The organism is Sulfuritalea sp. (assembly GCF_031426875.1).
Classification (GTDB): Bacteria; Pseudomonadota; Gammaproteobacteria; order Burkholderiales; family Rhodocyclaceae; genus Sulfuritalea.
In genome coordinates this window covers 1-14,690 of sequence record NZ_JASJPC010000030.1, presented here as the reverse complement: position 1 = coordinate 14,690, position 14,690 = coordinate 1, and the positions used below count along the sequence as shown (strand labels likewise).

Genomic DNA, 14,690 nt, shown 5'->3' with positions numbered 1-14,690 from the left:
AACAACAAGGATTTAGATTCTGCGAATGGAGGAAAAGAAGATGCGAAACAAGAAGCGAAATGTCTCTGGCCCCCTTGGCACTGGCGACGCAGGCTTATGGGAGCGTGTCGCATGAGAAAACTGATCAGGACTCTGTGCGTGGTGTGTGTGTGTTTGTCGATAGCCGGCTGCGCAGGGAGTGGCGTCGGGGGAAGCGAACACGTCCGGTGGACCGAGGAAGTGAAACTCTCCGACGGCAAGGTGATCCAGATTCAGCGCCACGTTGAAATTGGTGCGCCAATGGGGCGCTTGGAGGAGCGTGGCTCACCGCGTTTCCATGAAATTTGCTACCCGCCGATGGGCATCCACTGGAAATCGAAGCCTGGTTACAAGCCCGACATCTTCGACATCGTCGATGGCAAGGCCTATATGCACGTTCCCATCTCGGACTGCTTTTCCTGCGAACGTTATGGCTATCCGAGCACCAATGCCGTCTATTTCGTCTGGGACCAAGGACAGTGGAAGCGGATCACGCACGATGAGTTTCCTGCTGCCTCGGAGTGGAACCTGATGATGCAAGTGATGCGAGGCCCCTCGAAAAATGGTCCGAATGGAATGATCTCGATTGCGGACAAGACCACCGGCAAATGGCAGGACGACAGCCTGAGTTACGAACAAAAGCGCTTCGGCTGGAAGCGAGTGAGCGAAAGCTATTCGCAAAAAGGCCGTTGCGAAGCATGCAAAGGAATACGAAACATAAATTATGGAAGTGACAAGAGCGTTCTCGAAGTACTGATTGACGATTCCGCATCATCGTGCCAATAGATCATTCCAACTAAAGGAGTAAACCATGGCTACTCAACTTGAATGTGCACTGCTTTCCACGAACGCATATGCCGTTCGCCTCGGCGATGTTTCATCGAACAACTAAAAGGGTCAGCTTCGCATTAATTCCAAACTGAACAGCCATGCCACGCCGCCCACGCATCCATCTCGCCGGACTACCGATGCACCTCGTTCAGCGAGGCATCAATCGAGAGCCGTGCTTCTTTGTCGAGGAGGACTATCACAGCTACCTCCATTGGCTGCAGAAGTCGGCTGCCGATTGCGAAACTAACGGGGTCAGCTTCGCATTAATTCCAAGCTGAACAGCCATGCCACGTCGCCCCCGCATCCATCTCGCCGGACTCCCGATGCACCTCGTTCAGCGAGGCATTAATCGAGAGCCGTGCTTCTTTGCCGAGGAGGACTATCACTGCTACCTCCATTGGCTGCAGAAGTCGGCTGCCGATTGGGGCTGCCCCATACATGCTTACGTCCTCATGACCAACCACGTGCACCTGCTGGTCACCCCGCAGCGCAGCGACGGCCCGGCCAAGCTGATGCAGTCCCTCGGCCGGCGCTACGTGCAGTACGTCAATCGTGCCTACAAGCGCAGCGGCAGCCTGTGGGAAGGGCGCTACAAATCCAGCATCGTGCAAGCCGAGACCTACCTGTTTGCCTGCATGCGCTACATCAAGCTCAACCCGGTGCGAGCCGCCATGGTTGCCGACCCCGGCCAGTATCGCTGGTCGAGTTACCGGCATAACGGCCTCGGCCAAGCCGACGAACGACTCACGCCCCATCCCTTGTTCCAGGACCTCGGCCGCGATGCGGACCAGCGGCGTAACAGCTACCGCGCACTGTTTAGATCGGAACTTGATGACGACGCGATTACTGATATTCGACTGGCGTTGGCACAAAGCCAGCCGCTGGGTGACGACCGGTTTGCCGAGCGCATCTGCGCCAGGTTGGGTATGCGTCGTGCAATGCCCGGAAGAGGGCGTCCGCCAGGAAAGACAAAGGCGGCGGACGCATTGGAAGAGCAGACGGGATTCGGGTTTTAGGGAGGAATGACGATGAAAAAGATTGTGAAGCTGGTTCCTTTGGTTGAGCAAACGCGGCGCCTGGTTGGGTCATGTAAAAGTTGGCGCTGGCGAGACGGCGGTCCGACCGCGAGCGTCGCCAACGACATCCCGTGGAAGCACGCCGCATGAAGCGCAACCACACGATCTCGCGCTGGGCCGGCATCTTTCTGCTGGCCGCGCTGGCCGCCTGCCAGACCCGTCCGGCCGACCCGAATGCCGGCGAGGCGGCGGTCAATCGCGCGCTGGCCCGCAAGGCACTTTGGGAAGAAAAATGCCGCACCGTCGCCGGCGAGAAGATTTATCGCAGAGTGGAGGACGTCGAAGGACTGTTGCTGATGAAGGTGCGGCCTGAGCGCGGTGACCGGCAACTGGCCGACCGCATGTGGCCAGGAGCGGCGTTTGCGCGGGAAACTTCGGGGCATGAATACGTCACAACCTTTCTCGGGTACGAGTACGCCTCGAATCCGGCTGGTAGCAACGATCCGATAACACCGAACAATCGCGGCTACATCAATACCGACCGTCGCCCCGGTGGCCGCCCCGGCTACCGCTGGGTCGAAGTTATCGACGAGAAGGACGGCCAACGTTATCGCTACACCGGCCGCTACGACGAGCCATGGAAGACCGATAGCTCTTACTCAAAAAGTTACATTCGCTTCAATCTCGATAAAGCCCCGGCCACTGGCCCCATTCCGCGCTACGGCGTCACCTTCGAGGATCACGTCATCACCGAAGACCGCGCGCTGGGTATTGCTAGCAGCACCGTCAAGGTGCTCGACCTCCAGACCAAGGAAGTGTTGGGCGAGTTGACCCGCTACGCATGGAGTCTTGGACCCAGTTCTGGAAATCCCAGTCCGTGGCTCACCGCTTACAAATGCCCGCCGACGTCAGGTGATCTCGTTAGTGTTACCCGTCAGTTTGTCGACACAGTTCTGATTCCCACCAAGGAGAAATGAGATGCCCGCACCCACAATTACCGACTACCTCAAGTTCGCTAACCTGCAGATGGCGGCGGAGGCACTCTACAACTCCGACGCTACCAAGGGAATACAGCTAACTCCTGGAGCGAAATACAACGGTACGATCCTTGATCGCTACCTCACCGACGGTAACCTCCACGCCAGCAAATTCATCGGCACCGAAGCCACCAAGTTCGCCGCCCAATGGACGGTGGTCGAGCACGTCTCCAACACTACTACTGGTTTCTCCGGGACACTGCTCAAGGCCATCAAGGACGACCCGGCCAACGGAATCACGAAAGACGAACTCGTCCTGTCCTTCCGCTCCACCGAATTCATCGACGACGCCGCGCGCGACAACGAAGCGACCAACAAGCTGGAGATCGCCGACAAAGGTTGGGCCTTTGGCCAGCTCGCCGATATGGAAAAGTGGTACGGCGAACTCAAGGGCGCCGGCAAGATCACCGGCCCCCTGTCCGTCACCGGCTACAGCCTGGGCGGGCATCTGGCCACGGCCTTCAATCTGATCCACGGCCAGGAACCGCTGGAGAACGGCCAGCCGCTGGTGAAGCAAGTCATCAACTTCAACGGCGCCGGGGTAGGCAAGATCGGCGACGGCAGCCTGTTCAGCACGCGCACGCTACTGCCGGCCATGATCAAGCACTTTGCCAAGCTGCGTGCCGATGGCGAAAGTACCGACGGTCTGGCCTCGCTGTTCCAGACCGCCGAAGGCCGCACCGCCTACCGCGATCTCAAGAACGCTCTGGCCGATACCTACGGCGTGCCCTACGCCGGACTCGTCGACATCATCAACAACATGCCGTCCTCCGCCGTCGGTGAGCCGCGGACGGGCGACAATCTGGCGGATTACGATCTGCTCTGGCGGGCCATGGATCGTGCGCTCGACGTGCATAACGAAGCCCATCGCGCGCCGACGCTTGCGTCGGGCAGTAGCGGAGGCCTGGCCAACCCCGCCCTCATCGGCGACCTGTATTCGCCCGCCACGGGGCCGCAAAAGCTTGCCATCGCCGCCGAATCGCTGGATTACCAACTGGCCGTGCTCGCCACCGCCAAGCAATTCAACACCCAGCCCCTGAGTCTGTTGGATGGGCTGAAGGCGACGATGGGCAAGCCCATCATGGGCGGCGGCGCCCCACTCGGGCTGGGCAACCAGTGGGACCTGACGGGCACCGAGATCGACGCGGAAAAGCAACTGTTCATGGTCGCGCATTCGCAATACCGCTACGGTCAGGAATTCCAGCTCTTCATCGAAGACCAACCGCTGTATCGCGGCGATGCGATTTCCGAGGTTCTGCAGGCATCGTTCGCCAGCGCCGCGATCAAACTGCTGGTGCCGAACTATTCGAAGAACGACTTCGGCGATACCCACAGCCTGGTGTTGATCGTCGATTCGCTGAATGTCCAGAATACCCTGCTCAACCTGGTGCCGTTGACACAACGCGGCAACGCGGCGGGAACGCTCAACACCCTTCTGAAAGAGGCCTCCTGGCGCAAGGCGGAATCCAACTCGGGGACGCAAGGAACGGCACAAGGCGACGTCCTGGAGAATGTCGTCAATGCTCTGGCCGACGTGGTGCTCGGACCGCAGGTCAAGACCGACCGTCTCAATGGCAGCCCGGATGGTGATACCTGGTGGAGGACCACGGAAGATCTAAGTGCTTCCTACTCCGGCCGCGACAAGCTTTACGCAACCCTGGATGCGATCACGGCAAGCGATGCCTACAAGAAGGTTCTCGCCGGCAAGTTGACCCTGAAGCCTTCCACAGACAATCTCGCCAGCGCTGCCCGCAAGGACTTTGAGGCCTTCGCTGCCCTTTACAGTTTGAGCCCCTTCGTTCTCTCGGGGCCGGACGGTCTGTTGCAAAGCGCAGCGGACAGTTCGTGGAGCCAACACCCGGCCTACGTCGCCTGGAAAAAGGACAAGGAAACCCTCGCCGATCGGACGAAACCGCAGACCTTTGCCATCACCGACAAATGGCTCGCCGACCGCGCCGATTTCCTTATGCGCAAGAACTGGTTCAACGAAAATAACATCAATCCGCTCGATCCTTCCTATCAGTACAACAGCACGCCAAACGCCTATCAGAACGATGACGTGCTTTTCCTGGATGCCGCCAGTGACTACAAGATCGCTCAGGGCGTGGTGTCCAACGCGACACGACACTTTTATTTTGGTGACGAGCGGAACGATGCCTTTGCGGGCAGAGGAGTGGTGGACCACTTGTTCGGCGGCGCCGGCGACGATGTGCTGGACGGGCAGGCCGGCGACGACTACCTAGAGGGCAACGCGGGAACAGACAATCTCAAGGGTGGCGAAGGTCACGACACCCTGTTTGGTGGCGCCGGTGCAGATGTGCTGGAAGGCGGCGCCGGAGACGATCTGTATATCTTCAACACCGGCGATGGCGCCGATACCATTGTCGACACCGGCAACAATCGAGTTCTTTATGACGGCAGGACCATTTCAGGTCTGGTGGTCAAGAACGCGAGCACGGGAGTGTACGAATTCCTTGATGCATCGGGCAACAAGATCGAATTTCATTCGCCCGGCGTGCTTACGCTGGCAAGTGGAACCACGCTTACATTCCAGAATCAGACCAGTGGCGAAATGCTGGATGGCAGCTTTGGTTTTCAGCTTTATGAGGAAGCTAGCGGCCCTGCCACCACCCGTGCCCTCGCCGGAACGGATCAAGCCGACACGCTGAGTGACAACATTTTCGAAGGTGTATATGCCAGCGAGGTGATCCAGGGCCTGGGCGGCAACGACAGCATCGCCAGCTTCTACGGCGGCGACGATCGCATCGAAGGCGGCGACGGTGACGACTGGATGATCGGCGCAGACGGCAACGATCTCGTCATCGGCGGTGCCGACCGCGACGTTCTCATCGAAGGTGCCGGCAACGACAAGCTCTACGCCGAAGGTATCGTCACCGTGGCCGCCGCATTGGATGCCGAGAATGCCGCCGGGAGCGGCCTGCAAGGCGAAGCGCTGTCCGGCGGATTCGGCGACGACCTTGCCATCGGCGGCGCCGGCAATGACGCGCTGCTGGGCGGCACCGGCGACGACATCCTGATCGCCGGCGCGGGTGACGACAACATCGAAGGCGACGCCATGGCCGGCAACATCCAGCCCGACTGGAGCGTCACGCGCACGGTGGGCACGAACAGCTATTTCAGTACCTACAACCAGTTCAGCATGTCCTGGCCGGTCGACGGCGGTGCCGATGCCATTTACGCCGGGGCTGGCGCAGACTGGGTGCGGGCCGGTAACGGCAACGACTACGTCGACGGTGGCAACGACGCCGACCTGATCTGGGGCGAAGCCGGCAACGACGATCTCTTCGGCGGTGCGGGGGCCGATCTGATCATGGGCGACAACGCCAGCCTGCCGATTTCGGCCCATGGCGACGACTACCTCGACGGCGAAGACGGTGACGACAGCTTGTTCGGCGAAGGCGGCAAGGACCGGTTGTTCGGCGGCATCGGCGCCGACAAGCTCTACGGCCAGGACGGCGGCGACTACCTCGACGGCGAAGACGGCAACGACGTGCTGGTCGGCGGCGAAGGCGCCGACCAGCTTTTTGGGGGGGTAGGCGCCGACTTCCTGCAAGGCGATGCCGGCAACGGCGTCGGTGACGGCAACGATTATCTCGATGGTGAGGCCGGCGACGACATCCTGCTGGGCCTGGGCGGTAGCGACGAACTCCACGGTGGCGACGGCAACGACCAGATCGCCGGCGACAACGGCGGCACCGACGGCTCGGGCAGCGCCGACACAATCCATGGCGAAGCCGGCAACGACTTCATCGATGGCCAGGGCGGCGACGACGTGATCGACGCCGGGGCCGACAACGACATCGTTGCCGGTGGCCTGGGCAACGACCAGATCGCCGGCGGCACGGGAAGCGATCAGTTGCAAGGCGGTGCGGGCGACGACCAGCTCGACGGCGGCGCTGATGCCGACACGCTGTTCGGCGAAGCCGGCAACGACAAGCTGTTGGGTGGCGCCGGCAACGACTACCTGATCGGCGGCCTGGGCGACGACGTGATCGATGGCGGCGACGGCGACGACGTGTATTTCTATACCCGGGGCGACGGTCGCGACCGCTTTGTCGATTCGGCCGGCACCGACTGGCTGGTGTTCAACGACCTTACCTGGGGCCAGATCAGGCTGGGTGTCGGCTCGCTGCTGCTGACGCTGCCCGATGGCGGCGAGATCCACCTCGACAATTTCGATCCCGATAATCCCTATGCCGCCGGCGGCATCGACTACTTCCAGTTTGCCGACGGCGCGGTGATGAGCCAGGGCCAACTGATCGATGCGCTGGGCATTCAGCCTACCGGCACGCCGGAAGCCGACGTGCTTTCGGGCACGGCGCTGGCCGAGACCATCGATGCGCTGGCCGGTGACGACGTGGTCACGGCGCGCGCCGGCAACGACACGGTGCAAGCCGGCGACGGCGCCGACGTGGTGTATGCGGGGGACGGCAACGATGTCGTCTTCGGCGGCAACGGCGATGACGTGCTGCTGGGTGAAGCGGGTGACGACACGCTGATCGGAGATGCCGGCAACGACTTGCTCGCCGGCGGGACGGGCACGGATGTCCTGCAAGGCGGCGAGGGCGACGACACTTACCTGTTCCAGATGGGCGATGGCGAGGACACCGCCAGCGATGCGCTCGGGCAGAACGCCATCGCGCTGGGCGCGGGCCTAACGCTCGACGCCGTGGTCTTCAGCCGCCAGGGCGGCGACTTGCTGGTCGCCGTCAAGAACAGCACGGACCGCCTGACGGTGAAGGACTGGTTTGCCGCGGGCAGCACGTTTGCCAGCCTGAGCCTGGGCGACGGCACGCTGCTCGATCATGCCGCCAATGCCTATGCCTGGCGGATGGCCGCCTGACGGGCTATTACCATGGTTCTATATCTTTCGTCCAGATTGACGGTAATGCCGGCAGCAAGTATGGTCGTGACATGGATTCAACGATTCGTCGCAATGACGAACGCAATAATTACGGCCCTGACGCAGGTGCCACCCCAGAGGGAACGCAGCACGAGCGAAGCACATCCGCAAGCGGGTGCTTGGGTAAGGGGATGCGAATGACACATGGTATCGAACGAAGATCAAGAGCGAGTGGCTGCAAGAATCGGCGCTTGCGGGACGGCGCGCGTGGGCTGCGGGCAAGCAACGATGCCGGCCGGAGGATCGTCGCATGAGAACGCTACTAAAAGTTTTCTATAGGCTTTTCGCGAGTCTGTTGATCGCCGGTTGTGCTGGTCTCGGGGCTGGCGGCAACGATCTTCATTGGACCGAGGAAGTGAAGCTCTCCGATGGGCGAATCATTCAGGTTCAACGGAAGACGGAAATTGCAAAGCACGCGGGATTCCCAGCCAATCGCCGTGGCCTCTACAAGTCTCACGAGATATGTTATGCGCCGATGAACCTCCGTTGGAAGTCGGTTGGCGGCTACCGGCCAGATATCTTCGATATCGTCGATGGCAAGGCTTATATGCATGTGCCTATTGCCGGTTGCGAGGAGTGCCGCCTTCACGGATTTCCGGCAACAGGAGCACACTACTTTTTGTGGGAAGGCGGACAGTGGAAACGGATCCGGCATGAGGAGTTTCCAGTCGCATCCGAGTGGAACTTACTTTGGGACTCCCAATCCGCGCACGAGGAAGACGATGTGAGGGGTTTTCTGTCATTGGCAAACAAGCTGAAGGACAGAGATCAGAGCATGCGCCACGAACAAAGACGTATTGGCTGGAAACGGTTTAACGAAAGCTACAGCTACAAGCGCAACTCCTGCGACAAGTGTGATCGTGTCAATCCAAGCCCGGAAGTCGCGCCCGAGACTTTCATCAATGACGGCAGCAATTCATGCCAACAATAACCTGAGGACACTGAGATGCCAAACCCAATCGACTACGCCCTGTTTGCCGCCAATGCCTATTCAGCATCACAAGCAGTAGTGCACCTCAACAATGAAATCCCCCTTCCAACCGGATGGACGGTCATGGCTGTTCCGGCAAATTCTGGCGTCAACAACGCCACCGGCTTCCTCGCCCGCGCCTACAAGAGCACATCGGGCGAGATCGTCATAGCCTACGGCGGCACGACTTCCGAAGATGGCATGGCGCCATTGGATTGGACCAAGGGCAATCTACCAGGTGCAACGGGGTTATCGCTTGGCGAGCAGGTAGTCGACGCCGCGAGGTTTTATCTCGATGTACTCCAGACAAACAGCCAAGCCAATATCAGTTTCACCGGCCACTCGCTCGGTGGTGGTCTCGCTGCGCTAATGGCGGTCTATTTCGGTCGGGAAGCTCATACCTTCGATCAAGCACCTTTCGCGCAATCGGCGAGCACGTCGGGTGTCGTCAATGGACTTAAATCCAGGCTCACGGGACTGAACTATGTGTTGCCGTCCGAGTTTTCCGCCTTCGATGCCGGTACAAGTCTCGACCTCAGAAAAGGGCTTGTTACTCAAACTTTCGTGAAGGGCGAAGCGCTCCAGTACCTTGGAAACCCGATCTATGCCGCCGCGATCGGTGCTGTTTTGGGCGGACCGGCGGGAGCAGCAGCCGGCGCATTGATTGGCAGCGTTGCATCCGGAATCGCCGGAACCATAGTTGAGAAAGACGCCGGTAGCAGCGTCGGTGCAGTCGACCTTCACTCAATGGCGTTGCTGACGGCCATCATTCAGTCGGAGAAATTCCGTCAAGCCAGCAAGGCAAATCCGGAGCTCCTGCAACAGATATTCCAATCCAAGTTCAGCGGCGATCAAAAACTCGCCGAGCACAACTTCCTTAATCTGATGATCCAGCAGCAAGCTGCGGGCAACCAGGCGCTGGATGCATTGGCTGAGGGCATCGCCAAGTTCACCGGCGCACTCGATCCGGTCGCCAGCGGCGCGACCAGCGCTGATTCAAAACTCAAGACCGCCCTGTACCAGCTTGCCATTGCCCTCTACTATGACGAAGGGGAAAATCATACCGGCGTCACCAACACTCCGTTCGACAACCTGATCAAGACGGTGACCGGCGGCATCCAGTTCACGCCCGATCCTGGCCGACCGAACGATTACAAGGCGGCGTTGAAAACGGTGCTCTTCGAACTTGGGCAATATTCAGATTTCGCCGGTCTCAAATATGACAGCGAACCAAAAGCCGAACGCTACACCCTGCCCACCGCCGGCGCCATGAATGTCGCCGCGGCTGTCGATGGCAAAAGCGATCTCATGGTCGGCAGCACGCAAGCAGACACCCTCGGCGCTGGCGACGGCAATGACATCCTAATCGGTGGCAAGGATAGCGACACCCTGACCGGTGGCGCCGGTAACGACCTCTACGTCTTCAACAGCGGCGATGGCGCGGACATCATCATCGACGATGGCGCCAACCGGCTCATTTACGACGGCGAACTTATCGCCGGCCTGGTCGTCAAAGATGCCAGCACCGGCCAATACAAGTTTGTCGACAACTCTGGCAAGACGATCGAGTTTCATTCCCCCGGCGTGCTGACGCTCGCAGATGGGGACACGATCACCTTCCAGAACCAGACCAGCGCAGATATGCTCGACGGCAGTTTCGGCCTCCAGCTCTTCGAAGAAACTGCCGCCCCCGGCACCTCCCGCACTTTCACCGGCGACTACCAGCCGCTGGACTTCGACGTCACCCAAGACGGCATCCAGATCCAGATTGACGACTTGGGCAACATCATCCTCGACTCGACTAAGCCCGCGCCAGGTCGGGCAGATTCGTTCAACGACAGCGCCGGCAACGACATCATCCAGGGCTTCGGCGGGAACGACTTTATCAACAGTTGGCGCGGCGGCGACGACATCCTCTACGGAGGCGAAGGCGACGACTGGCTGCTTGGTGGCGCCGGCAATGACCTCGTCGAAGGCGGCTTCGGCCGCGACGTGCTGGTCGAGCGTGATGGCAACGATAAACTGTACGCCGATGGCATCGTGACCGTGACCGATGCCCTGGCCGCCGAGAATGCTACGTCGAGCGGCCTGCAAGGCGAAGCCCTCACTGGTGGTACCGGTGATGATCTGGCGATTGGCGGCATCGGCAACGACGTGCTGTTTGGCGGTCGCGGTGACGACATCCTCGTTGCCGGAGCGGGTGATGACACGATTGAAGGCGATGTCGAAGCGAGCAACATCCTTCCCGACTGGACTGTGACGCGCACCGTGACCAACACCACCTATTTCCGCGCCTACACCCAGACCTATTACGATCTGGCGACGGAAGGCGGCGCCGACGCTATCTACGCCGGCGCTGGAGTCGACTGGGTCTTTGCCGGTTTCGGCAACGATTATGTCGATGGCGGCAACGACGCCGACGTGCTGTTCGGCGAGGCGGGCAACGACGACCTGTTCGGCGGCAGCGGCAACGACATGATCGTCGGTGACACCAGCAGCCTGCCACTGTCCGCCCATGGCGACGACTATCTGGATGGCGAGGACGGCGACGACACCGTGTTTGGGCAGGGTGGCAGCGACCAAGTGTTCGGCGGCGTTGGCGCCGACCAGCTCTACGGCAACGAAGGCGACGACTACCTCGACGGCGAAGACGGCAACGATGTGCTGGTCGGCGGCGAAGGCGCCGACCAGCTTTTTGGGGGGGTAGGCGCCGACTTCCTGCAAGGCGATGCCGGCAACGGCGTCGGTGACGGCAACGATTATCTCGATGGTGAGGCCGGCGACGACATCCTGCTGGGCCTGGGCGGTAGCGACGAACTCCACGGTGGCGACGGCAACGACCAGATCGCCGGCGACAACGGCGGCACCGACGGCTCGGGCAGCGCCGACACAATCCATGGCGAAGCCGGCAACGACTTCATCGATGGCCAGGGCGGCGACGACGTGATCGACGCCGGGGCCGACAACGACATCGTTGCCGGTGGCCTGGGCAACGACCAGATCGCCGGCGGCACGGGAAGCGATCAGTTGCAAGGCGGTGCGGGCGACGACCAGCTCGACGGCGGCGCTGATGCCGACACGCTGTTCGGCGAAGCCGGCAACGACAAGCTGTTGGGTGGCGCCGGCAACGACTACCTGATCGGCGGCCTGGGCGACGACGTGATCGATGGCGGCGACGGCGACGACGTGTATTTCTATACCCGGGGCGACGGTCGCGACCGCTTTGTCGATTCGGCCGGCACCGACTGGCTGGTGTTCAACGACCTTACCTGGGGCCAGATCAGGCTGGGTGTCGGCTCGCTGCTGCTGACGCTGCCCGATGGCGGCGAGATCCACCTCGACAATTTCGATCCCGATAATCCCTATGCCGCCGGCGGCATCGACTACTTCCAGTTTGCCGACGGCGCGGTGATGAGCCAGGGCCAACTGATCGATGCGCTGGGCATTCAGCCTACCGGCACGCCGGAAGCCGACGTGCTTTCGGGCACGGCGCTGGCCGAGACCATCGATGCGCTGGCCGGTGACGACGTGGTCACGGCGCGCGCCGGCAACGACACGGTGCAAGCCGGCGACGGCGCCGACGTGGTGTATGCGGGGGACGGCAACGATGTCGTCTTCGGCGGCAACGGCGATGACGTGCTGCTGGGTGAAGCGGGTGACGACACGCTGATCGGAGATGCCGGCAACGACTTGCTCGCCGGCGGGACGGGCACGGATGTCCTGCAAGGCGGCGAGGGCGACGACACTTACCTGTTCCAGATGGGCGATGGCGAGGACACCGCCAGCGATGCGCTCGGGCAGAACGCCATCGCGCTGGGCGCGGGCCTAACGCTCGACGCCGTGGTCTTCAGCCGCCAGGGCGGCGACTTGCTGGTCGCCGTCAAGAACAGCACGGACCGCCTGACGGTGAAGGACTGGTTTGCCGCGGGCAGCACGTTTGCCAGCCTGAGCCTGGCCGATGGCACGCTGCTCGACCATGCCGGCGTTGAAGCCGCGATGCCGCAGAACCAGGCGCCGCTGGCCAATGCCGATAGCGGCACGGCGGTCGAGGACGCCATCACCGAGATCACCGGCAACGCGCTGGCCAACGACAGCGACCCCGAAGGCCGCGCCCTGCGCGTCATCGATTCCGGCATCCGGACCGGTAGCGCCGGCACGCTGTCGTTGGGCAGCGGCGGCGGCTGGAGCTATGTGCTGGACAACGGGTCGACCGCGGTGCAGAGCCTGGCCGCCGGGCAGAGCCTGTTGGAGCGCTTCGCCTACATCGTCACCGACGACGATCCCAATGGTGCAGCCACCGCCGCATCGAGCATCGACATCAGCGTGCTGGGCGCCAACGACGTGCCGCTGCTCGGTGCCGACAGTGCCGCAACCAGCGAAGATGCGGCGCCAATTGCCGGCAACCTGCTGGCCAACGACAGCGACATCGATGCCGGCACCGTGCTGACGATTGCCGATCCCGGCGCCCAAGTCGGCGCCTACGGTACGCTGAACCTCGCCGCCGACGGCGCCTGGCGCTACGACCTGGCCAATGCCACGACGGCGGTGCAAAGCCTGGCCGCCGGACAGAGCGTGACGGAGAACTTCACGCAAGCGGTGAGCGACGGCATCGTGCAGGTGGGCGGCAAGCTGGCGATCAGCATCATCGGTCGCAACGATGCGCCTATCATCGCCAGCGCACTGGCCGACCAGAGCGTGGCGGCCAATACCAGTTGGAGCTGGACGCTGCCGGCCGGCAGCTTTACCGACATCGATGCCGGCGACATGCTGGGCTATGGCGCGACGCTGGCCGATGGCACGGCGCTGCCGAGCTGGCTGGCCTTCGATGCCGCGACGCAGACTTTCTCCGGCCGGGTGCCGAAATCGGCGAGCGGCAGCATCGACATTCGCGTCGCAGCGACCGATCGTTTGGGGGAGAGCGCGGCCGACGTCTTTACGTTGAGTTTTGCTGCGGGTACGGGCGGTGGGGGTGGGGGTGGTGGCGGCGGTGGCGGCAGCCAGGGCAACGAAGGCGTCGGCAACGGCGTCGATGCGCCGCCGCCGGGCCACGATGCCAGCTTCAACGACGGCGCCGGCACCGGGCCAGGCAATCCCGGCGCGCAGGGCGGCAACGGCTACCGCCCGCCCAGCCGTGCCGACATCGTCCTGACCCAGGTTCAGATCGCGACGCCGGTCATCGAGGCGCAAGGACCGGCGGCAAGCCATGGCAATTCGGACGCTGCCCACGCTGCAGCGCCGGGTCAGATCAAGCAGGCCGCGGGCGAGACGGATGCGCTATCCGCCGCAGCAGGCAGCGGCGGCGATCCGGCTGCCGTGTCGCCAGCGCCAACTCTTGACGCGGCGCCGGATGAGGCGGCGAGCGGCCCGCGCGCCGCAGCCGAGCCCGCCGTCCGCGGCAAGGCAGTGGAAACGGCTTGGCTGGGCGATACGGCATGGGCCTATCTGGACCGGACTGACAGCAGCAATCAGCCAACCGGGAAGAGCGGCGATTCCGTGGCGGTCTTTGCCCGCTGGCTGGCGGTGGAGCAGGCGCTGGCGCGCGACTCGGCCGACGGCATGCCGGACTGGCTGGATAAGGTCCAGGGCGCCGATCTACGCGGCTTGCTCGCGGCCAACGGCAGTATCGTCGGCTCGAACCAGACGATGGGCACCGACACGATCGGCCTGTTGGCAGGCGCCGACCTCAAGGGTTTCAAAGGCCTCGCCGAGGGCGTGCAGAAGATCGCTTAGCGCAATGTGGGACTCGTGCCCCAGGCCGCCCCGGCCTGGGGCTGCGGGCCCGGAACAGGGAATCGCCGTGACATGAAGCTACTGAACAAGGTTCTCGCCAGGACCGAGGCCGACCACCTCGAGTTCGCACCGCCCCTGCTGCGCCTGCAGGAGTCGGCGCCGAA

The 14,690-nt window shown here is 62.2% G+C and carries 6 protein-coding genes; all 6 read left to right on the top strand.

Going from position 1 to position 14,690, the window contains the following annotated elements; genetic code table 11:
- Positions 1-111 precede the first annotated feature (111 nt).
- The 6 genes from RMO95_RS14215 (at position 112) to RMO95_RS14190 (ending at position 14,526) form a co-directional block, all read left to right on the top strand.
- Complete coding sequence (locus RMO95_RS14215; RefSeq protein WP_310451298.1) at positions 112-804, top strand: hypothetical protein; 693 nt, start codon at positions 112-114, stop codon at positions 802-804.
- Positions 805-1,133: 329 nt separating this feature from the next.
- The gene (locus RMO95_RS14210) at positions 1,134-1,865 is read left to right on the top strand and encodes a transposase (RefSeq protein ID WP_310451297.1); all 732 of its coding nucleotides are present in this window, start codon (positions 1,134-1,136) and stop codon (positions 1,863-1,865) included.
- Between the two features lie 146 nt (positions 1,866-2,011).
- Entirely contained in the window at positions 2,012-2,842 is an 831-nt protein-coding gene (locus RMO95_RS14205) for a hypothetical protein (RefSeq protein WP_310451296.1), read from the top strand.
- Position 2,843: 1 nt separating this feature from the next.
- Positions 2,844-7,766, top strand: a complete 4,923-nt coding sequence (locus RMO95_RS14200) for a hypothetical protein (RefSeq protein WP_310451295.1) — start codon at positions 2,844-2,846, stop codon at positions 7,764-7,766.
- A 310-nt stretch (positions 7,767-8,076) separates the two neighbouring features.
- Entirely contained in the window at positions 8,077-8,757 is a 681-nt protein-coding gene (locus RMO95_RS14195; RefSeq protein WP_310451294.1) for a hypothetical protein, read from the top strand.
- Between the two features lie 123 nt (positions 8,758-8,880).
- Entirely contained in the window at positions 8,881-14,526 is a 5,646-nt protein-coding gene (locus RMO95_RS14190) for a VCBS domain-containing protein (protein ID WP_310451293.1), read from the top strand.
- The last annotated feature ends 164 nt before the right edge of the window (positions 14,527-14,690 follow it).